At 60.4% G+C, this 23,887-nt stretch carries 21 protein-coding genes and 2 pseudogenes; 14 read left to right on the top strand and 9 right to left on the bottom strand.

Features of this window, described 5'->3' with window-relative positions:
* Positions 1 to 2: 2 nt before the first annotated feature.
* The 6 genes from C491_RS13660 (at position 3) to C491_RS13635 (ending at position 4,895) form a co-directional block, all read left to right on the top strand.
* The gene (locus C491_RS13660; protein WP_049892064.1) at positions 3 to 1,004 is read left to right on the top strand and encodes an ABC transporter substrate-binding protein; all 1,002 of its coding nucleotides are present in this window, start codon (positions 3 to 5) and stop codon (positions 1,002 to 1,004) included.
* Positions 1,005 to 1,006: 2 nt separating this feature from the next.
* Positions 1,007 to 1,972, top strand: a complete 966-nt coding sequence (locus tag C491_RS13655) for an ABC transporter substrate-binding protein (protein ID WP_005557270.1) — start codon at positions 1,007 to 1,009, stop codon at positions 1,970 to 1,972.
* 2 nt (positions 1,973 to 1,974) lie between these two features.
* Positions 1,975 to 2,403 carry a VOC family protein gene (locus C491_RS13650; RefSeq protein ID WP_005557268.1) on the top strand — a complete coding sequence of 143 codons (429 nt, stop codon included), beginning with the start codon at positions 1,975 to 1,977 and terminating at the stop codon, positions 2,401 to 2,403.
* A gap of 123 nt (positions 2,404 to 2,526) precedes the next feature.
* Positions 2,527 to 3,150, top strand: coding sequence for a class I SAM-dependent methyltransferase (locus C491_RS13645; RefSeq protein WP_005557265.1), 624 nt, complete (start codon positions 2,527 to 2,529; stop codon positions 3,148 to 3,150).
* Positions 3,151 to 3,573: 423 nt separating this feature from the next.
* On the top strand, positions 3,574 to 4,449 hold the full coding sequence (locus C491_RS13640; protein WP_005557263.1) for a ParA family protein: 876 nt from the start codon (positions 3,574 to 3,576) through the stop codon (positions 4,447 to 4,449).
* Entirely contained in the window at positions 4,446 to 4,895 is a 450-nt protein-coding gene (locus C491_RS13635) for a hypothetical protein (RefSeq protein WP_005557261.1), read from the top strand. Before C491_RS13640 ends, C491_RS13635 begins: the two co-directional genes overlap by 4 nt.
* A 568-nt stretch (positions 4,896 to 5,463) precedes the next feature.
* On the opposite strand, the gene C491_RS13630 is transcribed toward C491_RS13635, so the two are convergent.
* From C491_RS13630 to C491_RS13620, 3 genes are all read right to left on the bottom strand, one after another.
* On the bottom strand, positions 5,464 to 6,678 hold the full coding sequence (locus C491_RS13630; RefSeq protein ID WP_005557259.1) for a Cdc6/Cdc18 family protein: 1,215 nt from the start codon (positions 6,676 to 6,678) through the stop codon (positions 5,464 to 5,466).
* Positions 6,679 to 7,453: 775 nt separating this feature from the next.
* Positions 7,454 to 7,780, bottom strand: a complete 327-nt coding sequence (locus C491_RS13625) for a TRAM domain-containing protein (RefSeq protein ID WP_049891944.1) — start codon at positions 7,778 to 7,780, stop codon at positions 7,454 to 7,456.
* Between the two features lie 147 nt (positions 7,781 to 7,927).
* Complete coding sequence (locus tag C491_RS13620; protein WP_005557255.1) at positions 7,928 to 9,412, bottom strand: FGGY-family carbohydrate kinase; 1,485 nt, start codon at positions 9,410 to 9,412, stop codon at positions 7,928 to 7,930.
* Positions 9,413 to 9,550: 138 nt separating this feature from the next.
* Between C491_RS13620 and C491_RS13615 the strand changes: the two genes are divergently transcribed.
* Positions 9,551 to 10,516 carry a transcription initiation factor IIB gene (locus C491_RS13615; protein WP_005557253.1) on the top strand — a complete coding sequence of 322 codons (966 nt, stop codon included), beginning with the start codon at positions 9,551 to 9,553 and terminating at the stop codon, positions 10,514 to 10,516.
* 285 nt (positions 10,517 to 10,801) lie between these two features.
* On the opposite strand, the gene C491_RS13610 is transcribed toward C491_RS13615, so the two are convergent.
* Complete coding sequence (locus tag C491_RS13610; RefSeq protein WP_005557252.1) at positions 10,802 to 11,674, bottom strand: DMT family transporter; 873 nt, start codon at positions 11,672 to 11,674, stop codon at positions 10,802 to 10,804.
* A 192-nt stretch (positions 11,675 to 11,866) separates the two neighbouring features.
* Between C491_RS13610 and C491_RS13605 the strand changes: the two are divergent.
* The 3 genes and pseudogenes from C491_RS13605 to C491_RS13595 all read left to right on the top strand — a co-directional run bounded on the left by C491_RS13605 (position 11,867) and on the right by C491_RS13595 (position 16,200).
* Positions 11,867 to 13,204, top strand: a pseudogene (locus C491_RS13605) (polysaccharide deacetylase family protein).
* 70 nt (positions 13,205 to 13,274) lie between these two features.
* Positions 13,275 to 13,496 carry a DUF7130 family rubredoxin-like protein gene (locus C491_RS13600; protein WP_005557250.1) on the top strand — a complete coding sequence of 74 codons (222 nt, stop codon included), beginning with the start codon at positions 13,275 to 13,277 and terminating at the stop codon, positions 13,494 to 13,496.
* Between the two features lie 1,477 nt (positions 13,497 to 14,973).
* Positions 14,974 to 16,200, top strand: a complete 1,227-nt coding sequence (locus tag C491_RS13595) for a tyrosine-type recombinase/integrase (protein ID WP_005557248.1) — start codon at positions 14,974 to 14,976, stop codon at positions 16,198 to 16,200.
* Positions 16,201 to 16,550: 350 nt separating this feature from the next.
* Here the strand turns inward: C491_RS13595 and thrC are convergent, their stop codons facing one another.
* Complete coding sequence (gene thrC / locus C491_RS13590; RefSeq protein WP_005557246.1) at positions 16,551 to 17,729, bottom strand: threonine synthase; 1,179 nt, start codon at positions 17,727 to 17,729, stop codon at positions 16,551 to 16,553.
* 96 nt (positions 17,730 to 17,825) lie between these two features.
* On the opposite strand from thrC, the gene C491_RS13585 reads away from it, so the two are divergent.
* The gene (locus tag C491_RS13585) at positions 17,826 to 18,248 is read left to right on the top strand and encodes a universal stress protein (RefSeq protein ID WP_241431320.1); all 423 of its coding nucleotides are present in this window, start codon (positions 17,826 to 17,828) and stop codon (positions 18,246 to 18,248) included.
* Between the two features lie 220 nt (positions 18,249 to 18,468).
* Here C491_RS13585 and C491_RS13575 read toward each other — a convergent pair whose 3' ends face one another.
* Genes C491_RS13575 through C491_RS13565 form a run of 3 tightly spaced genes read right to left on the bottom strand, consistent with a single transcriptional unit; the run spans position 18,469 to position 20,419 of the window.
* Positions 18,469 to 19,290, bottom strand: coding sequence for a fumarylacetoacetate hydrolase family protein (locus C491_RS13575; protein WP_005557242.1), 822 nt, complete (start codon positions 19,288 to 19,290; stop codon positions 18,469 to 18,471).
* The gene (locus tag C491_RS13570; protein WP_005557239.1) at positions 19,287 to 19,634 is read right to left on the bottom strand and encodes a cupin domain-containing protein; all 348 of its coding nucleotides are present in this window, start codon (positions 19,632 to 19,634) and stop codon (positions 19,287 to 19,289) included. The genes C491_RS13575 and C491_RS13570 overlap by 4 nt, the downstream gene beginning before the upstream one ends.
* Positions 19,631 to 20,419, bottom strand: a complete 789-nt coding sequence (locus tag C491_RS13565) for an SDR family oxidoreductase (RefSeq protein ID WP_005557236.1) — start codon at positions 20,417 to 20,419, stop codon at positions 19,631 to 19,633. Before C491_RS13565 ends, C491_RS13570 begins: the two co-directional genes overlap by 4 nt.
* A 53-nt stretch (positions 20,420 to 20,472) precedes the next feature.
* Between C491_RS13565 and C491_RS13560 the strand changes: the two genes are divergently transcribed.
* On the top strand, positions 20,473 to 21,219 hold the full coding sequence (locus tag C491_RS13560; protein WP_005557234.1) for an IclR family transcriptional regulator: 747 nt from the start codon (positions 20,473 to 20,475) through the stop codon (positions 21,217 to 21,219).
* Between the two features lies 1 nt (position 21,220).
* On the opposite strand, the gene C491_RS13555 is transcribed toward C491_RS13560, so the two are convergent.
* Complete coding sequence (locus C491_RS13555) at positions 21,221 to 22,519, bottom strand: DUF362 domain-containing protein (protein ID WP_005557232.1); 1,299 nt, start codon at positions 22,517 to 22,519, stop codon at positions 21,221 to 21,223.
* Positions 22,520 to 22,644: 125 nt separating this feature from the next.
* Here C491_RS13555 and C491_RS21745 point away from each other — a divergent pair.
* Both C491_RS21745 and C491_RS13550 read left to right on the top strand, forming a co-directional pair.
* Positions 22,645 to 22,869: pseudogene (locus C491_RS21745) on the top strand (mandelate racemase/muconate lactonizing enzyme family protein); the annotation flags it as partial.
* Positions 22,870 to 22,890: 21 nt separating this feature from the next.
* Positions 22,891 to 23,853 carry a hydroxyacid dehydrogenase gene (locus C491_RS13550; RefSeq protein ID WP_049891942.1) on the top strand — a complete coding sequence of 321 codons (963 nt, stop codon included), beginning with the start codon at positions 22,891 to 22,893 and terminating at the stop codon, positions 23,851 to 23,853.
* Positions 23,854 to 23,887: the final 34 nt, after the last annotated feature.

Here is a 23,887-nt window from a genome sequence, read left to right as displayed (position 1 = left end):
GGATGGCGGAATCAACTACCGTCGACATCGAGAGCCAGCAGGCCGAGCTCGACGCTTACCACGACGAGCCGGGCGATCGACCCGTCCTGCGGGCTCGCTTCGAGCACAACGGGAGCCCGCGGTACATGCTGTACACGATCAAGCGGCTCGGGCTCGATCACGAGCACGGCTTTCACCTCGACGTACAGCTCGTTTCGGATTCCCTCGAGGGCGGCGTCGAGACCGTCGAGGCGAAACTGCAAGAGGGCGACGCCGATCTCATCGACATCGACTACATCTCGACGGCCCGCGAGCGCGCCGGCGGGGCGCCGATCGTGGCGATCCACCCGTACGGACGGACCGTCGGCGGGCTCGTCACCCCCGAGGACTCCACGATCGAAGATCTGACCGACCTCCGGGGCCGTCGAATCGGCGTCGTTCGCCGCCTCGACAAGAACTGGATCCTCGTGCGGGCCGCCTGTCGGGAGCGCCACGGGTTCGACCCCGACGAGGAAGCGACCCCCGTCGAGGCAGGCTCGAAGGTCGAGCTCACGCGGATGCTCCGCGACGGCGAGGTCGAGGGTATCCTCCAGTTCTGGCCGATCGTCCCCGAGATCACCGAGACCGGGCCGTATCGTGAGGTGCTCCCCATGTCCGAGCTTGTTCAGGACCTCTCCGAGACTGATCGGAAGCTGCCGATCTCGACGTTCCTGACCAGCGAACAGTACCTCTCGGAGAACCCCGACGCGGTGCGGGGGTTCAAAGGTGCCTACCGGGACGCCGTCGACCGACTGACGACCGACGACGAACTCTGGGCGGACATCGGCCAGCGCCTGATGTACGAGGACGACCCCGAAATCGTCCGGGCCGTCCGGGACGGCTGGCGGGACATGGTCGTCGCCGACTGGGACGAGGAGACGATCGACGGGATGGATCGGCTGTTCGACCACTTACTCGAGGTCGCGGGCGACGACGCGCTCGGCGTCGATCACGTACCCGACGATATGTTCCGCCTGGAGGAGTGAGAATGGAGTCACTCACCTTCCAGCTCAACTGGGAACCGAACGGGTTCCAGGCGCCGTACTTCCTCGCCCGCGAGCGCGGGTTCTACGAGGAGGAGGGCGTCGACGTCGCCTTCCTCGAGGGCCACGGCTCGCCGTTCGCCGCCGAGCAGGCGGCCGAGGGACAGGCAGATATCGCCCTCGCCGGTGCCAGCGCCGTCCTCTCGATTCAGAGCCAGGGCTACGACCCTCTGGCCGTCGCGGCGGTGACCGCGAAAACGCCGGCGGCGATCTACACGCTCCGGGACGTCTTCGGCGAACCGCTCGAGGAGCCCGAACAGCTGGCCGGACGCACCGTCGCTCCGTCCGCGACGAAAACAAGGATTCTGACCGCTCAGCTCCTCGAGGACGTCGGTATCCGCGAGGAGGTCGACCTGCTCGAGGTCGATCCCCACACCCACCACCGCGTCCAGCACCAGGTGCTCGACGGCAGCGTCGACGCGGCCGTCGGCGTCGTCACTAACGGGTACGAACTCGAGGACGAACACGACCGGGTCGCCGACGAACTGCCGATCGGGAACCACCTGCCCGTCTACGGGATGATGCTGGTTACGAACCCCGCATTCGCCGCCGAGGAGTCCGAGACCGTGAGCGCGTTCCTCCGGGCGACCGCCCGCGGCTGGGCCGAGGCGACGGCCGATCCCGAGGCCGCGATCGACGCCCTGGTCGCCCGGAACGCGACCCTCGAGCGACGCCGGCGGATCGAACGCGAGAAGTTCGAGACGGCCGCGCGGGACCTCCAGTTCAGTCCGCACGTCGAGGAGGCCGGGTGGGGGGACCACGACGGGGAGCGCTGGCGACGCCTCGCGAGCGCGCTCGCCGAGACCGATCTGCTCGAGGGCGATATCGATCCCGACGCCGCGTGGACGAACGACTACCTCGATACCGAGACTCCGGTCGTCCGGGAGTACGCCGAACGGGTGGGGCGGTAACGATGCGGGCCATCGATCACATCAACGTCGACGTCGACGACCTCGAGACGACGTACCCCTTCTACCGGGACGAACTTGGGCTGTCGGTTCGACGGCCACCCGAAGACTTCGACGGCGAGCACGCCATGTTCGAAGTCGGCGATACCGTCGTCACGCTCGCCGAGACCGGACGAGCCGACGGCTGGAACCGGTCGGATCTCGAACACCCGCTGGACAAGGCCCACCTCGCGTTCGAGACCGATCGGGCGAGCTACGACGAGTACGTCGACGATCTGGACGGTCAGTTCCCCAATCAGGGTCCCTACGACTGGGGCGAGTTCGAGGGGTTCTACTTCCTGGATCCGGACGGGAACCTGCTCGAGGTGATCACGTACGACTCCCCGGCGGACGGACGCGGTCGGGAGCTGCTCACACACGACGACGTGACGTGAGTACTCGCTTCGGGACGGGATCACCAAGGTGGCGCGGGCACCGACCGCGACTGGGCCTCCAAGGTGACGCGAATACCGACTGCGACCGGGACCTCCAAGAAGGTCCGTTTCGACTGGATCCGTATGACCGACGACCGCAGTCGCTGGAACGAGAAGTACGGCGATCCCGAGTTCGAACTGCCCGAGGATCCGATCCCCGAACTCGAGCGCTGGATCGAGACGCTGCCGAACGGTCGCGCCCTCGACGTCGCGACCGGCACCGGTCGAAACGCGCTCTATCTCGCCGAGCAGGGGTACGAGGTCGACGCGGTCGACGTCTCCGACGAAGCCCTCGAGCTGGCACGGAAGCGAGCCGTGGAGCGGGGCATCGACGTCGACTGGATCCGGGCTGATCTCGAGGAGTTCGATCCCGAACGCGACACCTACGACGTGATCACTGTGAGTTTCTTCGCCGCCCTGGAGTACCTCCCCGATCTGAAGGAGGCGCTCGCGCCGGGCGGAGTCCTGGTCTACGAACATCACCTGCGCTCGACCGACGACGTCGAGATCGGCCCCTCGAGCAAGCGCCACCGGTACCGTTCGAACGACCTGCTCCGCGCGTGTCTCGATCTGACGATCCTTCACTACGAGGAGCGCGTGCGGACCGTCACCGACGGAACCGCGGCGGTCGTAACGCTGATTGCGCGAAACTCGAGCGGCGGAACCCAGTCGTATCCGAATCTCGCCGAAGCGAACGAGACGTCGTAGCGGACCATCACCCCGGACCGCCGATAGCGCCGCAGGAGATCCCGCCGGGAAACTACCTACGAAGACGTGCTTTCCGTAGTTCGCTATCGAAGATGTATCTTAGATCCATAGAAGATGTTCATAGACGAGTGTCTTAGAAAACTATCTTAGGCTCTTGTCTTAGAGTTCCATCACAGGTGAGCTACGGAGGCAAGATCGAAATCGAAGCGACGTTCGACAACGTTGATCCGTGGATATCGTCGCAATCAAAGACGTATAGCGATATCTAACCCGTTTCCCTACTTCCGGGGTGGTTTCTAAATATCTTAGATTATAGTCTTAGATTAGTCCCATAGATAGGCTCGAAAGGTATGTGACTTACCTGTCAGTCGTAGATTAGTTGTCTGACGTACTTTCATATCTGAGTAGTGAGTTTCAGAAAGTATGCTCTCGTATACGGTTTACTCCGAGGCGGGGGGTGTCGGGAAATCGTCGCTGGCGGCGAACCTCGCCGTCGCGCACGCTCGAGCGGGACTCGACGTGCTCGTCGTCCCGCTCGACCCACAGGACGGCGACCTCAGTCGACTGCTCGGCGTCGACGAGGAGCGCGCGGATCAGGACGTCGACAACCTCGTTCGTCACCTCGTCGACAGCGGAAAAGGGTCGTTCGACGGACTGATCCGATCGGCGGAGGGCGTCGACATCGTCCCCGAGCATAACATGCTCTCGGATCTATCGAACCACCTCGCGCGCGAGAAACGGAAAGCCGAGGAGCTCGGCGACGCGTACAACATCTACGCACAGCTCCAGCGAGTGCTTCGAGAGGGCGGCGTCGCCGAGGAGTACGACGTATTGATCTGTGATCCACCGGCAACCGAGTCCGACCACCTCTACAACGCGATCTACGCGACCCGAAACCTCGTGCTCCCGGTCGAGCCGAGCGCGAAGGGACGAGCCTCCGTCGACGGCCTCGAGGAACTCGCGAGCAATTTCGCCGACCAGATGGGAATCGAGGTCGGCGTCCTGGCGGCTGTTCCGAACGGATTCAAGCGGACGAACGACCAGACAGCGCTGATCGAGGAGATCGAGTTCCCTACTCCGGAGGTGCTCCCCGACCGAACCTCCCTGATGGAGGGCTGTTGGAAGGAGCAGTGCTCCGCGTTCGAGTTCGTTCGCGAACACCGCGACCGTCGTCGCGACTACGAACTCGAGACGCTGGCGCAGTTCGATCGCCTCGCCCGCTACCTCGAGGACCAGGCCGGGATCGACGCACCGAACCCGCCGGAGCCGGGCGTGCTCGAGGAGGTGCCGACGGCATGAGCGGATTCAAAAGCGGCGCGAGCAGCGACGATCCGTTCGGCAGCGAGGACGAGAGCGACGACGAAGAGAGCGAGTCAGGCAGTACCGGATCCGGCGCCGAACGATCATCCGCCCAGTCGGTAGGTGGGTCGGACACCGATCTTCAGAACCCAGACTCAACAGAAGGCGACTCGAGCGTCGGTGAGTCGGCTGGTGGCTCGTCGGTCGGGGGATTGCCGTGGATCTACAGACGCGATAGCATTTCCGACGACCGACCGAAGACGGTCCAGCTCCACCTTCAGGAGTCGACGCTCGACCGCCAGCGCGAGACCCGCCGAACTCTCGAGGGCGAACTCGGCGAGTCCGTCAAGAAGGCCGACCTCCGAGAGGCCGCCCTTCTCGTCGGAATGACTCGCGTCGACGAGGTCGCCGACGTACTACGCGACTGGGGCTACGACTTCGAGTAACCGCTCTCGGACAGAGACCGGCTCGGAGTTCGATGGAGTAGCAGTCAGAGCAGTGATCCGAGCCGAGAACCAGTATATCGTATATCGCATATCGCGATATGCATATTGAACCCGTTCGGGGAATCGTCTCGCTCTCGCTACGGACCGTCACCGAAAGGGTTGCACTACTGAGAAGCAGTCAATCCAAGAACACTAGTCAGACACACCTCGTTTCCGGTGAAATGGACCTGCGCGAAGGCCAGTTATCGAAGGTACCAGAAACCCCCGGTTGGGCGGGCTTTCACCGGAACCCCGGTGTGCCGACGGGCGGATGCTGTCGTCGGCGGAGACACCATCTTTCCGGTGGAAAGCTGAACAGGGTGGTTAAATTGGAAACAAGTGCGCTGTAGCCGGGGATTTCAGAACCGAGAATCAACAGAAGTGCGGTCGGTCGAATCGGACTTGTACGGCGGGCGAAGTCACACCGAATTTCCGGTGGAAGAGCACACCATGTTTCCGGTGAATCAGGCCGTTTTCTTTCCACAAACGGATGGTTCCATCACGATCGATCGAAACGGTCGTTCGGGAACTACTCAACGGTGTCCTCGAGGACGTTTTTGACCACTTTGGGATCCTCGAGGAGCGTGTGTTCGGTGTAACTGCCTTCCGCACTCCCCCCGCTGTGGCGGGTCTGCTCGAGGATGTCGAGGAAGGCGTGTTCCTTCAGGAGGTCGCGGACGCGGCGAAGCGAGAGCGCCTCGGTTCCCTCCTGTCGGCAGATCTGTTCGTAGACGTCGTAGATGCGCGTGGTTCTGAACCCGCTGTTCTCGACGCCTTCGTCCTCCCGCTGTTGGTCGAGCGAGAGCACCGTCAACGCCTGCAGGACGTACCGGGAGTGAGGGGTCGAGCCGCGGATGAGTTCGCGGAATCGGTCGACCTCCGCGCGTTCCCGTGCCTGAACGACGAACTCCTCGCGAACGGTCTCCGTACCCCGAGTCTGGGCGATCTCGCCAGCATACCGGAGGATGTCAATCGCCTTGCGCGCGTCGCCGTGCTCGCGGGCCGCCAGCGCGGCGGCCCGTGGAATTACCGCGTCCTCCAGCACCCCCTTTCGGAACGCATCGCTTCTGGCGGTCATGATCTTGTTGAGCTGACTCGCGTTGTACGGTGGGAAGACGAACTCCCGTTCGCAGAGGCTCGATTTGACCCGCTCGTCCATCCGATCCTTGTACTTGATCTTGTTACTGATCCCCATGACACCGATCTTGCAGTCTCTGACCTTTCCCGCCTCGCCCGCTCGGGAGAGCTGCATCAGGATCGCATCGTCCTCGAGTTTGTCGATCTCGTCGAGGATGATGAGCGCAACGTCGTACTCCTCGTTGAGCAGACGCCAGAGTCGCTTGTAGTACGTCGCCGTGCTGATCCCCTTATCCGGAATGTAGATATCCGTCTCCTCGGTGTTGACCGAGCTCGCGATCGTCTGGACGGCCTGGGTCTCGGTGGTATCCTGCGCACAGTCGACGTACGCGAAGACTGCGTTGATGTCTTCTTCCTTCGCGGTTTCGACGAGTCGCCTGGAGATATACTTCGCACAGAGGGATTTTCCGGTTCCCGTCTTTCCATAGATGAGGACGTTACTCGGACTCTGGCCGAAGATCGCCGGATTGACCGCGTTAGCGAGATGGCTGATCTCCTCGTCCCGACCGACGATACGACCCTCGTCCGGGAGGTGACTGATCTCGAGGAGTTCCTTGTTGACGAAGATCGGATCCTCCCGGACGAACAGGTCATCGGACTCGGGCATTGATTCAGACACCGTGTTTCCGGTGAATCAACTTGAGGGTTTCGACGAGTGGGATCCGCCGGCCGCACACACACACCACGTTTCCGGTGAAATCGGCTCCGAGGGTGGGTGGGGTGGAGGGGAAACGGGGGTTTTCCAGGAATCGATACCCAGTTATCCCGGCAGATAACTCGAGACGCGGTTAGTTCCGAGCTGTTGATTCGAACGCAAGAGATAGTGGACTCGGCTCGAGAGGGCGATCTGTTTGGTGACTATAGTCACCTCTATTAAAATGTGATCTAGTCAATGGGCTCTACGCACTAATAGTTAATAAAACCACTAGAAGTACAGTCTAGGAACTGTAGGGAAGCGAACTAGAAATGTCTGACAACCGTCGTCAAATTCGTCCGTACCCTCTACCCTCTCGAGCCGTTTCACCGGAAACGTGGTGTGTGTGTGCGATCGACTTCTCGGCATTCAGCCGTCTCCGTCTGGGCCTCTCTACCCGATCCGTGGTTTGCAACAGCTCTTCCGACTCTTTCTCCTACTAATCATCCACTCTCTCAGCACTCTTCTGTCGAAAACACTCTCTCGGCACCCCTTTGTTGGAAAACCGTCTTCGTACTCGCTATAATGCTAAACCCGCCCTCGAAAAGGCCGTCCCTGCCAGGACGGCTCCTGCTAAGACCGTCCAAACCAGAGCTGGAATCTTTCCGATATCTCGCCTTTCGATGCTGCAAGTTTATCGCAAGTTACGACAGACCGAACCCGATCAGCGGTAGACCGATCAGTTCAGTCACGGGTTCGCTTCGACGAGTTCCGCCTCGCCGTAGGTCTCGTCAACGCTCGTGACCCGGACCGTCGCCTCGATCGCCGCGATATCCGCCTCGAGAAAGAGCACGAACCCGTCCTCGGTCTTACAGACGAGAGTCCCGTCGGCTTTCTCGTCGACAATGTCGACGGTCACCTCGTCGCCAGGTTCGGGCTTTCCGCCGAGGGGCTCCCCGCATCGCCAACATTCGGCGTCGTACTCCGCGGATCCTTCCGGGGCGTTGCTCGCTCCGCATCGAGGTGCGTCACACTTGATGAACGAATCGTGTCGTCCCGGCTGATATCGTCCCACATCGCCATCGTCGCTGCCGTCTCTCAAAAGCGTGCCGCTCGTCCGTTTTCGAATCCCGACCGAAGTCGGACTCGAAGCGACGAAGTCGGCCGCGTTCGGATCTCCTGTCGCCGACCTGGTTGCCTATTACTCGTTATCGTAGACGCGTCACAGCTTGGCCTGTCGTTCCCAGATCGGCTGCATGTCGTGGCGCGTTCGACGGTAGTGTTCGTACAGTTCGTCGTACGTTTCCGCGATGTCCTCGTCGGGCTCGTAACGCCGTTCCGTTTCTCCGAGTCGGGAACCGGCCTGCTCGAGAGACGGTTCGACCCCGAGTCCGACCGCCAGCAGCGTCGCCGCACCCTTCGCCGCGGGGTACTCCGCCTCCGGAACGAGTAACTCGATCCCGAGACAGTCCGCGAGAAGGTCACACCAGAACGCCGATCGGGTCCCCCCACCCGTGACATATACTCGAGTCGGCGTTGCGGGTAGGTGTTCGATACAATCCCGGACCGCGAGGCTGAGCCCCTCGTAGACGCTGCGAACGACGTGCGCCTGAGTGTGCTCCGGCGTCAGTCCGAGGAATCCGGCTCGAGCGTTCGGATCGGTGAACGGTCCTCGCTCCCCGGTCGTGCTGAGGTAGGGGAGAAACAGTACTCCTTCCGACCCTGCCGCCGCCGCCGCGGCGATCGGTTCGAGGGCCTCGATCCCCTCCTTCTCGAGCAGTTCCTCGCACACCCACTCGAGGCTCGGCGTCCCCGCGTTCGATCCGATCGCCGTCGTCCAGCGATCGTCGATTCCGAACGCCATCCCGATCCCACGATCGTCGGCTCCCGGACCCTCGGTAATCGTCTGGGCAAACAGTGACGTTCCGAGCGAAACCGCCCCGTCGCCCGGCGCGACCGCACCGGCGCCGACTGCCGAAGCGACGACGTCGATCGTTCCGGCCACCACCGGCGTTCCTTCGGGGAGTCCTGTCTCCGAGGCGGCGTCGCTCGTTACCGTCCCGATTACGTCAGTCCCAGTACGAACGTCTGGGATGAGGTCACTTTGCTCCGGAATACCAGCGCGCTCGAACACCGCCGGCTCGAACTCACCCGTTTCGCGATCGAGAAACGGCACCGTCGCCTCAGTATAATCGGTCACTCGAGTTCCGGTCAGGTTGTAGCTGAGCCAGTCCTTACACGAGAACGCGGTCGCCGCTCGGTCGAGCGTTTTCGGCTCGTGCTCGGCGAGCCACGTCAAAATCGGCAGGCACATTCCCGGATACACGGGTGAGCCACACGTTTCGACCAGCGCGTCCATCGTTCCGTCCGCCGTCCAGTTCTCGAGGATCGGTGCCGCCCGACTGTCCGACCACAGGACGGCGTTCCGAACGGGCTTTCCGCTCGTATCGATCAGCCAGCAGCCGTCACCCTGGCCCGCAATGCCGACGCCAGCGATCTCGACGTGTTCGTCTAGCCTCGCGACCACTCGCGCGATTGCTTCCCTGGTGCGGTCCCAGACTGTCCCCATACCCAGTTCGGCCTGACCGGTGTCCGGACGGTCGACGGACTGCGTTTCCGTCGCGGTCGCGAGAGCTGATCCGCTTGTATCGTACGCGACAGCCGTGATAGCGGTCGTCCCGGCGTCTATCCCGACGAGTGCTTTCATGCAAACGGCGACGGACGCATGTCTTATCAAGAGGTACGATGAGCAAAACCGGTTAATTTTTCGGACTTCTTTTCAGATCGTTTCGCTCCGATCACTCCCAGCGTTTAACCTTCTCGGGTCACTCTCTCTACTCGACTGATGAAACGCCCGACCCGTCAGAAACAACGTGACGAGCAGACGAAGAACAACACGACTGAGCAGGAGGGCGTTCGGGCGTGTCCGGAGTGCGATTCGACGGCACTCGTCCGAAGTTCGGACGGAAGCGAGGTCAGCTGTGAGGACTGCGGGCTCATTCTCGAGGAGGGCGGCATCGATCACGGACCCGAGTGGCGGGCGTTCAACCAGTCGGAACGGGACAGCAAGTCCCGGGTCGGGGCGCCGACGACCCAGACGATGCACGACAAGGGGTTGACCACGACGATCGACTGGAAGAACAAGGACGCCTACGGTCGGTCGCTGTCCTCGGAGAAGCGAAACCAGATGAGCCGGCTCCGGAAGTGGCAGGAGCGCATCCGAACGAAGGACGCCGGCGAACGGAACCTGCAGTTCGCCCTCTCCGAAACCGACCGAATGGCATCCGCGCTGGGCGTCCCCCGTTCGGTTCGGGAGGTAGCCAGCGTCCTCTACCGGCGCGCGCTCGACGAGGACCTCATCCGGGGCCGATCGATCGAGGGCGTCGCCACGAGTACCCTGTACGCTGCCTGTCGAATGGAGGGCATTCCGCGCTCGCTGGACGAGGTCGCAGCCGTCTCACGGGTCGATCGTATGGAGATCGGCCGGACGTACCGCTACATCTCCCAGGAGCTCGGCCTCGAGATGGAGCCCGTCGATCCGAAAAAGTACGTCCCACGGTTTTGCTCGGAGCTCGACCTTCCCGAGGAGGTCCAGCTCAAGGCCAACGAGATCATCAACACGACGGCCGAACAGGGGATGCTGTCGGGTAAATCGCCGACCGGGTACGCTGCAGCCGCGATCTACGCGAGCGCGCTCCTCTGTAACGAGAAGAAGACCCAACGGGAGGTCGCCGACGTCGCCCAGGTGACCGAGGTCACGATCCGGAACCGGTATCAGGAACAGATCAGCGCGATGGGCATTCACGACTAGGGACGACGACCATCACGTCGCCGAATGACTCGGCGCCCTCAGCTCTCTCTGTCAATATTTGAGCAAACTCGAGAGCCCAGCATCTCGTTATTCGTCGAGTCCCTCGAACCCCTCGAGTCTCGAATCTTCCTCAATCCCCCCTCGAGACCGCTTCGATACTTCGTTTGTCGACCGACTTGTCTTTCCCGCGCACGCGGGAGACTTTGGCCTCGCCCTGCAGAACGATCTCTCTGCAGAGCGATCGACGACGGCGGGAATTCCCGGAACATCGGGGTAGCAGGGGACTCAAACCGCGATGAGCGTGACGCCGATAACTGCCAGTACGGCCGCGACGAGTCGAATCCGGAAGTAGCGCTCTCCGAGGAGGATCCCGCCGAGAACGACGGCGATAATCGCCTGCGTGTTGATCACGGGAGAAGCGATGCTCGCCGGCAATAGGGCGAACGCCAGCGTCGTGAGGTGCTCTCCAAGCGCGACCATTGCTCCTCCGATAGCTAATTTGGGGAGATCCGCTCGGATCTCGGTCGGTGGGTTTCGGATCGCACTCGGAAGGAGAACGACAGCAACTCCGGATAGCAACAGCGGGACCCAGAGCGTCTCCGGGATAGCGAGTTCCTGCAACGAAACGCGCTTCCCGAGATCACTGACCGCGTAACACATCGCGCTCACCAGCGCGAGCTGTGCGGGCCGCGATCGCGCAGCCTTGACGAACGGCCGGAAGAACCCGCCGGGATCGTAGTTCGCCACGTACACTGCGAGCGTCGCGACGACGACTCCGGTGACCTGCAACGGTGTCAGCAGCTGCCCGAGAAACAGGATCTCGAGCGGAAGGACGAACATCGGGACGATCTTGTTGATCGGTGTCACGTACGAGACGTCCCCCTGTGCGATCGCTCGCAGAAAGAGGACGAACGCGGCGGCGGTCGACACGATCGTCAGGACGACCACGCTGACCTCGAGAAGGCCGAACCCGCCGAACGCCACTGCGGAGCGATCAGTTCGCGTGAGCGAGACCGGAAGATACCACGCGATAGCGAAGGTGTTGATGAGGACCGTCAGCGCGGCGGGCGGATATCCCGAGAACGAACGTTTCAACACGCAAATGTAAAATCCCCAGACGAAAGCGGCGACGATCGCAAACCCGAGTCCGGCGTCCATCGTCCAGACGGAGGAATGCCCGTGGTATCAGTCGTTCGATTGGTCATCGACAGTTTCGATTCTGTCCCTCTATCAGTGCCTGGTCCCTCTGTCGGTGCGTGGTTTACTAGCCACCGTCTGATGATATCCTCACTAACAAGTTCTATTTTATGACTGTAATATTTTTATTACTATATCTCCTATAGACTACCGATGACGGAAGACAACAACACGCGTCGACGGTTTCTCGCACTGTCGGGGTCGGCGACGCTCGTGGGGCTTGCCGGGTGTACGGACCGATTCAGTTCGGAAACGTCCGAGGAAAACGGTAGCGGATCGTCGAACGAATCGACGTCCGATACGACCGGTCAGGGAGAGACGAACAGCTACGAACCGCCGGCACTGACGGTCGAGACGGAGTATAATAGCCGCGAGGAGTTCGGCCAACCCGGGGAGGCGTTTGACGACTTCGAAGAGCTCGACGTTTGAGAGACGGTTCAGGGATCCGCGGAGGCCGACGAGGACGTCGCCTTCGAGGGCTCCCAGAGCCTCAAACTCACCGCCGAGGACGGCGAGAACGTCATCGTCGAACGGAGCATCGAGACGACCGACCTGACCGACCGGGAGTTCTCACTCGCCGTGCGAACGTCCACCCCCGGAAACGTAGCGGTCGACATTCGTCTCATCGACATCTATGGAGGGTACGCCCACCACCAGCTTCGGAGCGTCACCTACCGAACGCCGGATATCGGCTGGTTTCGGACGAATCCCGGTGTCTTCGAGGAGAGTACGACCCCACTCGAGCGCGACGTCGTCGACGAGATCCAGATTATCGTCTACAACACCGACGAGGCGGAGGTGTGGGTCGACGATCTTCGCATCCACGACAAGCCCGAGAAGGGGTACGTCGTGCTCTGCTGGGACGACGGCTTCGACGACTACTACGACGTGGCGAGTCCGCTCCATGACGAGTACGGTGTCAACGCGGTGCAGGCCGCGGTTCGCCAGTGGACGAGGGGGCAGCGCGACGGGATCATGACGGCCGAACAGCTCCGCGAGTGCCAGGAGGCCGGCGACCAGATCGTCGCTTACGGGACTCACACCCACCTCGCGCAGATGGACGAGGAGTCGCTTCGGGACAGCCTTCGACGAGACAAGAACTGGGCGGTCCAGAACGAGTTCCAGGGCGGACACTATCTCGTCTACCCGCACAACAGCTTCGATCAGACGGTTCTGGACGTCGTCTCGGAGTACTACTACGCCGGCGGGTTCAACCAGGCCGGCGACGCTAACCTCACCGGCGTTCACGGCTTCGATCCGCTCGTTCTCCCGCGAACGATCGGTCACGACCTCGGCGTCGCAACGCGGTGTATCGACCTCGCCGCACGGAACCGTCAGTGTACGATCTTGAACTTCCACGCGTTCGACCTGGACAACACGATCGACGTTGACGAGTACGAAACGCTGCTCGAACACATCGATAGCAAAGGCGACGCGCTCGAGGTTATCGACTTCGACGACCTCTGGACGATGCGACGCAACGGTCACTGATCGAAGACCCTTCGGACGAATTTCACTAGTGGTACGTTTTAACATGACTCGAGACGTACCGACGTTTGGAATGAGCCCCGACCAAGATTCCCCACTCGCCGACAGCGAACTTCGGAACAAAGAGGAGACGGAGATTCCGATCGGCGAACCGCGAGAGCCCGAGAACCGAGGTCACAACATGTGGCGGTGTCGGGAGTGTGGCGAGATGGGACGATTTAGCGAGAGTCTTCCGGAGGCGTGTCCCGAGTGCGAAAGCCCGAAAGAAGAACTGTACTACTGGGAGGAGGATTAGAACGCAACCGCCGGATCTCGTCCCTTGTCGGGCGAGTCTCATGACACCGAGGATTGACCCTACGTTGTAGCCCGTCGTGGGAGAACCGAACCCGTTGCTCCTTCCGACGGTAACCTCCCGTCGTATCCGTGTCAGATTCATGACCAGGGGCCTGTACGGGACCCTCGTTTCCTCGACACTCACACCGGTCCGAAGCGTACGAATTCACACCACATGGAGCGCCGTTAAATCGGGAGATTTTGGGATGCATGGCTACCGGGGTGATCAACTACTGCCGCAGTAACCGACTACTGCGCTCTCGTGTAGTGAGTTACAGGGATATCTTTCTCGTTACACCCTGTCTCCAGCACCGAGACGGGTGTACTTCTACACCGAAACGGGGAGCCTTTGCCAGCAGAACGTCCGAAAATCTGTCTTAGTACGAGGGATGTGTCGTAATTCGGACGACGGCAACACACTTACGCGGTGAACAGCGAGGTTTCGCACCTTTTGTACACGCAACCGTCACGGCTCGCGCCGTGCTCAAGCACGTTTCCCGTGCGTATGTGGAACGATCCGAAATATCAGTTTGATTTCCTCACATGTTCGATTACAGTACTCAAGGATGACAAAAACGACATCATCTATGAAATCACACATTAGATACTGGTTACTTTCTCGTGGTATCCGTGCCCGATATCGGAGCTTTGCTGCGGGGGGAGGGGACGTGGTTTGGTACCTTCCAATCACCGTCAAGAAGCACTGTGGTGTCGACCTCGGTTTTCTTTCGTCGGTCTATAGAGCGGATTGCTACTCGTTCGATTCTACTCGAGCTATGTACTCCGCGACCAGATTCTCGCGGGTTGGCTGTAGCACCAGTTAACGTGTCCGGTTTCAAGTCGCAATTCGGTTTCGACGGCTGTGACATAGCTCGGACCCGGCCGAAACCGGACTATATATAGATTACGTTAGGCTGTAGATGTTCGCGATCGTTCGACTACAAGTATATAAAATATGAGTAGTACTCAAAAGAGACACTTCCTGAAGTAGAACTGAATGCTGAACCGAACCACCGCTCTTAGCGTGCTTCTCGCTCGGTAACGAATTGTTCGAGTACAGTTACGGTGGCAGGCCTGCCCGCCTGGTGATCGACGTAGGCCTGTGTACTTGTTCAGGGTGTATGGGCTTGCTACAAGTACGTCTGGTCGCGAAGCTCGCTTGCTGTCTATTGTTCCTCTATCCGGCAGCTAGAACATACCAGCCGCTCGTTCCAGCAAACTCGAATCCTCGAGAGTTGCTTTCAAAATGATATGGCACTATGCAGTTTATATCTGTACAGAGCCAATCGTTATCCGTATTGTGTATCTTGGTTGTCTGACCGACGACAACCAAATACACGATAGTTTTTAGTGAGTGTCACGAGTAGCGAACCGTACGAAAATGACACTCTCAAAAACACCTCAATCCGGAGGTAACGGGTTACTCGGGGGGATCTCGCGTGAGTAGCGAGCAGATCCAGTGGTCGCACAAGTCCCTCGAGGAACTCCGCGAGTTCTGGAATACCGAAATCGAACTCGAGCTGCGACGTGCTGGCCACGATCTCGAGGACAAGCCTTCCTACCAGGACCTACTCGACGTCAGTTACGGTGGACTCACCTACACGCTCCGAGAACACCACGGAATGACTCTCTCGGAGTTTCTCGAGTCTGTAGGCTATGTCGAGGAGTCTGTGGAGGGGTATCCGTGGGGTATCGACGACGAAACTACTATCGAGGAACTTGAGTCGTTCATACGGACGCTCGAGCGCCGGCAAGGCCTCGCGGACACCACGGTCGCTACGAAGCGGTCTCGGCTTGCGACTTATGCGCAACTGTACGATGAACTCCACGGCCAGGCCAATCTCGTGGACCGTGTCGTTGATACTTCCGAACGGGCTACTGAGATTCGACGCGTCCTGGCGGTGTTTGACGAACTCGACGCCGATCTCAGGACTGACGCCTCGAAGCAACGGTATCTGAGCGACGTCAACCAGTTCTATAGTCATCTCGAGCGGCGGGCGATCGCCGCGTTCAACCCGGCCTCGAGAATCAGTGAGGAGTACAACTGGAACCGTGGGGAGAAAGATAACCAACCCCTATCGACCGAAGATGTCCAGCGGCTGTATAAGGCTGCCAAGAGTCCCGAGGAAGAACTTCTCGTGCTCGCTCTGTGTGCATGGGGGCTGCGACGGAACGAGGTCGCGTCATTGCACGTCTCCCAAGTAGTACTTGGAAGCGAAGATCCCCACGTCTACTTTGAGGAACGAAAGAACGGTCCAGGAACGGTTGCGCTGGTTTATGGCCGCGAGCAACTATCGGATCGTATCGGGGCACTCGGTGCTCGAGATGACGAGTGGAACGGGTATCTGTTTCCTTCGACGGCATCCTCGAGTGGCCATATCGTTGGTGAAACTGTCCAATCGCGTTTTCAGCGACTCTCGAACCGTGCCGGTGTCACCGTTCGTGGCAAAACGCCGACCTCGAAGATGGGGCGACGGTTCTGGTATACGACGTACATGGATGCCCAGAAACAACTGCTCGAGAATCTTGATATGATCGCAGATGATCAGGGTAGTTCCGATGCGGGCGTTGTACTGGAAAACTACCTCTCGGAAGCGGAGCGCCGGGAGTACCGACGTGAATTCATGCGTGAGCGATTAGCAGACATATTTGATGTGCTCTGTTGAATAGGGGCACAGCGTCGGGGTGGGTGTGCTACAGCTACGAACGAGTGGTCGAAAGACAACATCTCAGAAATTAATCTTCGTTCTTGCCACCAAGCCGGATAAGTATGCGGTCCATGACTGCTAAACGAACTGGCCTACGCTACAGTTTTCTTCCCTTGAGATGTTGTAGAAAAGCTATTCGACAGGGTACTTTAATCTCGTCTCGTCTACGGGTGATTGGTCGCGTTCCCCTTCCGATGCCCGTGTAATCCGTGCTTGCTCGAGAGCACTCTCGAAGAGAACTCGAGCCCTGATTCCGGCGGCACGTCCGCCGAGCGCCCGCCGATCGAATACCGCGGTTTGAACGATCGTCAGCGGCCGACGACGCTCGCGAGATCCTGTTCGAGGTCGTCAAGATCGATCGTTCGACTGTCGACCTCGGCATCGTATCGCTCTTTGTACCCCGATCCGGTCAGGATCGCAGCCACGTCGTCGTCCGCTCCGACGTCGCCCGAACGCGACAGACGGCGTACGCCGGCCACTGCCACGGCGCTCGAGGGTTCGACGTCAGTTCCCACACTCGTCGCGACGCGTGCCATCGCGTCGCGGATCTCGTTGTCGGGCACAGAGATGACCGTGCCACCGGTGTCGCGCGCTGCTACGAGCGCTCGGGTACCACTCGGCGGATCGCTGTTGGCGATCGAGATCGCGATGGTTTCGTCCGCGACCACCGGCGTTACCACTGACTCACCGTTCCGATAGGCCGTTGCGATCGGATCACACGCTGCTGCTTGGACGAAGTAGAGTCGAGGGACGTCGTCGATCAGACCGGCAGACTCGAGTTCACGAACCGCTTTCCAGACAGCGCTCGCCTGCCCACCGCTGCTGATCGGGAGGACGAGGGCGTCGGGTTCGGCGGGGTGTAGCTGCTCAAAGATCTCGTAGGCAACCGTTTTCTGCCCAGCGACTCGAAGTGGCGTATCCGAGTTGATGAACCAGACACCGGTCTCGAGCGCGAGTGTCTCTGCGTACAGCCGGCCGTAGTCTCCCTCAACGCGAAAAATGTGCGGATCGTGGCGGTCGATGAGTTCGAGTCGCTCTACGGGTGTATCTGCCGGTACGAAGACCGCACACTCGAGTCCGGCGCTCGCAGCATATGCACTCGTGCTGAGCGCCATATTGCCGTGGGAGACCGTCCCGATCCAATCGCGATCGGTCTGTACAGCGTAGCCGACGCCGACCGCTGTCCCACGATCCTTGAAACTGCCCGTCGGGTTCTGGGCTTCATTCTTCACATGAAGCCGACAGCCGGCGTACTCGTCAATCCTAGCCGCGCGGACGAGCGGCGTCGTTCCGGGGGGAACACCGACAGGGTCAGTTACCGGAAGGACGTCGGCGTATCGCCACATTCCGGTGGTCCACTCTTCGTCGGGCCACTCGAAACTGCTCGAATCGGTCTCGAACCAGAGCGGTTCCCCACACGTACAGCGTTTACGGTCGTCGATCCCGTACGTTTCTGCGCAGTCGTAACATCGAACCTGCCGGGTCATTCGTCACAGTCGTCTCGCCGAGCCGATAAAACGCTTTGTTCGGCTCGGTCGTGCTACCGGCACGACGCTTAAGTGACTCTTCCGAGATGCGCAGATATGTACTACGTATTGCTTCCCGTCAATTCTGAGAACCGGTGGATCGAACGAGCGACGGCAGCGATCAATTCCTTTCTCGCCAGCCCCGACGAACATCGAGGTCGTTGCGCTGAACGTGTTGCGGGAATACGACGTTATCGACGAGAGGGGCAAGTCAGGTTTGCAGGTCTCTACGACGAAATAAATTTTCCAGAGAGTGCGTTGTCGGCCCTTGAGACGCTCGAAGAGAGCGGCGTTACGGTCGTCGCCCGAAGAGAACACAGCGACCGGCGGACACTTTCTTCGAAGTGGCCGCACGTCGATGCCGATAACATCGTTATATGCGGCCACGAGCGCATACTCGTTGGGAAGACGCTGTTTGGGAGCGTGACCCAGTTGGTGTTGCTCTCGGCGGATCGGCCCGTCACCATCACGGTTGAGTAGGTCCGTCACCGCCGATCGAAGGGCCGTTAACAGCGTGTTACCGAAGGTACAGAACGTAATGGGTTATCATGAGGCCGAACGCGACGCTACCAACGACAGCGAATAGCAGTGCGATCGATTGGTCTCGCTGCAGGAGGAATACCACTGTGAGGGCGAACATTGCGTAAAGAAACTCGAGGAGAGGCTGAACCGAAACCACTCGACCCGTACCGGAACGCTGTCAACGAACGACGGGAGCGTTGACGGCACCGATCATCTCGACCCTCGCACAAACATAGTCGCCCGGCTCGATCGGCTCCGCGCCGGGCGTCCCTGTGCTGAAGAGGTCGCCGGGCTGTAGCGTCATCACGTCGGAGTGGAACGAGACGATCTCTTCCGGCGGGAACAGCATGTTTCTAATCTCGTTTTCCGCCGTGACTTCGTCGTCGACGATCGTCTGGACTGTTAGCTCCTCGAGCGCCAGCGGTTCTTCGGGAACCGAGACCGTCGGGCCAACTACGAGGAACGAATCGAAACTCTTCGCGCGCGTCAGAAATCGCGGATTCCGCTGGAGGATGTCTTCCGCGGTCATATCAATGACTGGGAGGTAGCCAGCCACCACATCGTTGACCGCTTCCTCGGCGACGCCGCGACACTCGCGACCGATCAGGACCGCGAGTTCGGCTTCGGCTGTCACGCCGTCGCTCTGCTCGGCCGGCGGGAGCGTGATTGGCCCGCCGGGACCAGTAACAGCGCTCGCCGGCTTCATGAAACTCGCCGGCTCGTCGGGTCGCTGTTCGTCTAGGTCGCCGGCGTGCTCTTCGTAGTTCAGGCCGATACCCCACAGCTTGCCGAATTCCGGGAGCGGCGGCCCGAACTGGACGTGCTCCGGATCGATGCGTTCGGCGGGTGCCGCCGCCACGTCGGGCAGCGTGCCGGCTGCGGCGCGAGGAAGTGCGTCGTCAATACGCTCTAGGTCGGGTGCAGCCGACGCGAGCGGGACGAATCCGTCGTCGTCACCGAGGAGCGGGCGCCCGTCAGTTGTACGTGCGAGGTACTTCATTCCTCTCGATCCGTCCAAAAGTCGAATGATCGACCGGGCGCGAACACGTCTAGCCCGACCGCCCGCTCGTCGCCGGTGTTCTCGACTTTGTGGCTCTCCCAGGCGTCGAGCCACACGGAGTCGTATTGCTCGAGCATGACCTCATTGTCCTCAGTCGCAACCGTGAGTTCGCCCTCAAGGCAGAGACAGACCTGCTCGTTCTCGTGGTCGTGCATCGGTGAGCTGTGGCCCGGCGGCTTCTCGAACCACTCAAACGAAAACTCGTCGCTGCCGGCCATCGAGACGCGTCGCCACCCCTCGTCCGGTTCGTAGGTCTCGGCCTCGTCGAACTCGACCGGCTTCATAGGTTTGCCCCGGTCGAGCCGCCGTCGATCAGAACGCTTTCGCCGTTGATATACCCCGAGCGCGGCGAGGAGAGGAATGCGACGGTATCGCCCAGTTCCATCGGATCGCCGACGCGCTCGAGGGGGTTGCTCGCCCAGTCGTCGAGACCCTCCTCGTAGGAGTCGTAGTCGCCGCGGTCAACGGCCTGATTGACGAGGTCTTCAATGCGTTCGGTTTCGTGCGGGCCAGGCAACACCGCGTTCGCTCGCACCTCGGGAGCGAACTCTTGGGAGAGCGTCTTCTCGAGCCCGATGACGCTCATCCGGACGGAATTCGAGAGGACAAGGCTGTCAATTGCTTCTTTGACGCTTCGAGAGGTGATATTGACGATCGTCCCCTCGTCGCTCTCGCGTAGGTGCGGTTCGGCCGCGCGCGCGAGACGAACGACGCTCATCACGAGGAGGTCGTAGGCCTGGTACCAGTCATCGTCGTCGGTCTCGAGAAACGGCCCCGATGGCGGGCCGCCGGCGCTCGTGACGAGATGGTCGACGCTGCCGAACTCGTCAACGGTCGTCTCGACAAGCGTCTCGATGTCGTCCTGATTCGTGAGGTCGCCCTGCTGGGCGACGACTTCGCCCGTCGCGACCGATTCGAGTTCCGCCGTTGCTTCGGCGAGACGATCCTCGTCCCGGCCGTTGACAACGACATTCGCTCCTTCTCGTGCGAGAGCCTTCGCAGACGCCTTGCCCAGCCCGCTTGAGGAGGCGGTTACGAGCGCGGCGTTGCCATCAATCTGTAGATCCATGTCATTCGTATTCGCAGACGAGAAGATAAAAAAGATTAGCTTTCCGGTAAGTGATGGCGAGCACGACGATAGTTTGTCTAACCACGGGGCAGACAGACGATGAACGCGAACAGCGGGGACGACGGGACGCAGGGTACGAGAGCACGACCCACCGACATCGCCGGACGCTCCAGGATCTTATGTACATCTCCCGTCACGGCGAACGTTCCCAGATTAGACTTCGATTCTCTCGACTGAGACGGGCCGCCCAGACGAGAGATTTGGCGTGCGAAATAACCAAGCCGCATGTCCAGACCCTCGCCGAAGAGACGGGCGAGCGCACACAGTCCGTCGTTGAGGATCTCGTCCACAGCATTTATTTTCACGCCGAAACCAGCGAGCGGGGCGTTCTCCTCGGGTTCGGTGCCGGCCGGCAGATCCGCCTGCACGGCTCCTCCGTCGGAAAGGCGATTCTCGAGAACTATCCGCGGAAGTACGTCGACGACATCATCGATCGGTGGGGTTTGATAACTCTCACCAAAAACACGATCATCGATCTGGATAAACTCGAGACTGCCCGTGAGCGCGGCATCGTGTTCAACCGTAAGGAGCACGTCAGCGGCGTCAACGGGACTGCGGTGCCGGTCAAACGTGATGGGGACATTCTCGGTACGCTCGTCGTTGCGGGCCCGTCCACTCGGCCGATCAGCGAGTTGTTCGAGGAAGAACTACCGGACATGATGCTTGCAACCGTGAACGGACTTGAGTCAAATCTCACCTACTCGCCGTCGGGCAGTGCCGACGATCACATCGTCGAGTGACCTATCTCGGCTCGAACGACGCCGTTCCGTCCTCGAAGACGAGACGTTCCCGCTCGATTACGGAGACAACGTTAGAGATGTCCTCGAGAAGTGCCTCCGAGACACGGAACTCGGCGAGGTGGGTCGTGTCTTCGATCCAGGCGATCCGGACGGTTTTAGGATCGTACCCGCCGAGCGCATTAAGCGCGACCCGCAGCGCGAGTTCGTCGGTCGGCGCGACGGGCGGGATCTTCGCCTTGGCGAGCGAGCCGCTCGTCAGCGCGTTCGCGTACGTCTTCCGGAGATCAAGTTGTTCGACCGCCGCTCGACGAGTTACGTCGGCCAGCCCGATCCCATTCCCGTTCCCCTTCGTCTCGTCGGTGAGTCCGCGCGCGTAGATGAGGTCGACTGAGGGATTCTTCGGGTCGGGAGCGTTGAGTACCCGATACCGTCCGATCACATTCGTGTCCATCCCAGCGCCGGAGATCTCCTTGCCGAGTTCGTCGACGACGAGCAGATCGAGGTCGTCCGTCGGGAGCGTCGGCATCTCCGCTCGTGCTCGCTCGAGGAGTGCCGGTTCGCGTTCCTCGAACGAGCCCGCCGGGATTGCCTCGACGCGGCCGATCTCTTCGTGAAAGTTCTCGACGAGTGCGAGGCCGCCAAGCAGTGGGACGGCCTCTCTGACAACCTCGACGATCGATTCGATCGTCGGAACGTATCCTCGTTTCAGCGCCGTCGAGTGAAACGCCTGTGCGCCCCGTTGTTTCCCGAGGCCGACCGTGAGCATCTTGCAGAGCCCGCTCTCGATCCGGCCCGTAAAGTTCGTGTGCGGTTTGATCCGGTTGATCACCAAGATGGCGTCCGCCTCGAGCGCCGCGGCGGAGAAGTACACCGGCGTCGCGGTGCCGTCAACGTCAGTTTCGCTGAGCTTCTCAACGTCCATGCGTGCGTCGATTGGCGCCCCGATGCCTTCCTCCGTAATTCCGAGGGCCTCGAGAGTCTGGCGTTGGCCGGTAGGGGTCGCGCCGCCGTGGCTGCCCATCGCCGGCACGACGATCGGCTCGAACCCTCGCTCGTCGACGTACGAAACCGCCTCGGCGGTGATCTCGTCAATTCTGTGAATGCCCCTGCTGCCAACACCGATTACGACGGTCGCACCGTCCTCGAGGTCAGTGAAGGGGAGGCGCTCTAACTCTGTCCGCGTCGCTGCGAGTAGATCGGTCAGCGTCTTCGCCCCCGGTTCATAGCGGACGCGTGCGAACGACGGGGACGGCTGCGGTTCGATGAGCGGATCGATGTCGCTCCGCGCGGGGAACTCCATATGCGGTTGTATCCGCGGCTGACGTATATACTGTTGGACGTGTTCGTCCCGTCGCTCGTACGGGCCCTCGGGAGCTACTTGCCAGAGCTTGAAAGCTTTTTGGTGGCGTTTCACATAAGCTCGCTGTGGAAGTCACATACGTTAAGAGCGTCTCGGTAGCGGTTCCGCTGGCGGAGCCAGTTTCGTTCTCGAACAGGACGCTCATGTATCGCGACTATGCGATCATGTACGTCCAAACCGAGAGCAGACACGAGGGTGTCGACTACTCGCTCGGCTATGAAGGTGCGGAGCTGATCGCCGAGGCGGTGAAGTCGCTGCTCGCAGTTACCACGACCCAAGAGAATATAAGGTAGACGCTACCTGCATATAATATGACGCCGACTACATGGGAACTTCTTCTCCCAGCAGAGATCAACCCTTCAGGTCCAGAACGCATTTCAAATTTTACGACTATCACAAGTATCGACAAATACAAAGACCGAGACGCACTTCTTGAAGATATTGATCGATTTAATGCAATTATCACGCGAACCGATCGCATTGATCGGGAATTGATCAAGCGTGCCTCAAACCTCGAGATTATCTCGAAACATGGCGTCGGTGTCGACAACATCGACATCAATGCAGCGACCGAGCACAATGTAGTCGTCAGCAACACGCCAGGAGTTAATTCCCGCGCTGTCGCAGAACATGCAATCACGCTGTTGCTCACGGTCAGGCGACGGATCCGCGAGGCCGACGCCGCCGTCCGTTCAGAACGCTGGGACGACCACGACGTAGCCACTGACCAGGTCCTGAACGACACCCTCGGCCTGTTCGGTTGTGGTGACATCGGCATCAAGGTCGCGAACCTCGTGACGGGGCTGGGGATGGACTGTATAACGTACGATCCGTACATCAATGAAGGTGACCTTCCTGCAGGCGTCTCGACGGTCGAAACACCCGAAGACCTGTTCGACCAGGCCGACGCTGTCTCCATCCATACGCCGTTGACACCCGAAACCCGCGGCGCGGTCGGCGCGGATGAACTGGCACGACTCGCTCCCGAAGGTATCCTGATCAACACAGCCCGTGCCGAGGTCGTCAATCAGGACGCGCTCGCTGTAGCCCTTGAGGATAACACGCTTATGGGCGCCGGTATTGACGTTTTTTCGCCCGAACCTCCCGCGACAGATCACCCGCTGATGGAGTTCGATAACGTCGTCATGACTCCGCATGTCGGTGCTCAGACGACCGAGGCTCTGCGGGATGCCAGCCTCGAAGCGGCTGAGAACGTTCGTACTGTCTATGAGGGTGGCATCCCGGAGACGGCAATCAATGGGGATACGTTCTGACTAACTTAAATATTGATATATTGACACGAGTACC

This window comes from Natronococcus amylolyticus DSM 10524, from assembly GCF_000337675.1.
In the GTDB taxonomy this organism is placed as follows: Archaea; Halobacteriota; Halobacteria; order Halobacteriales; family Natrialbaceae; genus Natronococcus; species Natronococcus amylolyticus.
This window is presented reverse-complemented; position numbering and strand designations above follow the sequence as displayed.

Excerpts from the sequence above, each read along its gene's own strand:
- C491_RS13635 (WP_005557261.1), top strand. The coding sequence starts at position 4,446 with ATGAGCGGATTCAAAAGCGGCGCGAGCAGCGACGATCCGTTCGGCAGC.
- C491_RS13640 (WP_005557263.1), top strand. The coding sequence starts at position 3,574 with ATGCTCTCGTATACGGTTTACTCCGAGGCGGGGGGTGTCGGGAAATCG.
- C491_RS13660 (WP_049892064.1), top strand. The coding sequence starts at position 3 with ATGGCGGAATCAACTACCGTCGACATCGAGAGCCAGCAGGCCGAGCTC.
- C491_RS13555 (WP_005557232.1), bottom strand. The coding sequence starts at position 22,519 with ATGGAGTTCCCCGCGCGGAGCGACATCGATCCGCTCATCGAACCGCAG.
- C491_RS13610 (WP_005557252.1), bottom strand. The coding sequence starts at position 11,674 with ATGGACGCCGGACTCGGGTTTGCGATCGTCGCCGCTTTCGTCTGGGGA.
- C491_RS13620 (WP_005557255.1), bottom strand. The coding sequence starts at position 9,412 with ATGAAAGCACTCGTCGGGATAGACGCCGGGACGACCGCTATCACGGCT.
- C491_RS13565 (WP_005557236.1), bottom strand. The coding sequence starts at position 20,419 with ATGGATCTACAGATTGATGGCAACGCCGCGCTCGTAACCGCCTCCTCA.
- C491_RS13630 (WP_005557259.1), bottom strand. The coding sequence starts at position 6,678 with ATGCCCGAGTCCGATGACCTGTTCGTCCGGGAGGATCCGATCTTCGTC.
- thrC (WP_005557246.1), bottom strand. The coding sequence starts at position 17,729 with ATGACCCGGCAGGTTCGATGTTACGACTGCGCAGAAACGTACGGGATC.
- C491_RS13615 (WP_005557253.1), top strand. The coding sequence starts at position 9,551 with ATGAAACGCCCGACCCGTCAGAAACAACGTGACGAGCAGACGAAGAAC.
- C491_RS13575 (WP_005557242.1), bottom strand. The coding sequence starts at position 19,290 with ATGAAGTACCTCGCACGTACAACTGACGGGCGCCCGCTCCTCGGTGAC.
- C491_RS13570 (WP_005557239.1), bottom strand. The coding sequence starts at position 19,634 with ATGAAGCCGGTCGAGTTCGACGAGGCCGAGACCTACGAACCGGACGAG.
- C491_RS13550 (WP_049891942.1), top strand. The coding sequence starts at position 22,891 with ATGACGCCGACTACATGGGAACTTCTTCTCCCAGCAGAGATCAACCCT.
- C491_RS13600 (WP_005557250.1), top strand. The coding sequence starts at position 13,275 with ATGAGCCCCGACCAAGATTCCCCACTCGCCGACAGCGAACTTCGGAAC.
- C491_RS13645 (WP_005557265.1), top strand. The coding sequence starts at position 2,527 with ATGACCGACGACCGCAGTCGCTGGAACGAGAAGTACGGCGATCCCGAG.
- C491_RS13655 (WP_005557270.1), top strand. The coding sequence starts at position 1,007 with ATGGAGTCACTCACCTTCCAGCTCAACTGGGAACCGAACGGGTTCCAG.
- C491_RS13560 (WP_005557234.1), top strand. The coding sequence starts at position 20,473 with ATGGCGAGCACGACGATAGTTTGTCTAACCACGGGGCAGACAGACGAT.
- C491_RS13650 (WP_005557268.1), top strand. The coding sequence starts at position 1,975 with ATGCGGGCCATCGATCACATCAACGTCGACGTCGACGACCTCGAGACG.
- C491_RS13585 (WP_241431320.1), top strand. The coding sequence starts at position 17,826 with ATGTACTACGTATTGCTTCCCGTCAATTCTGAGAACCGGTGGATCGAA.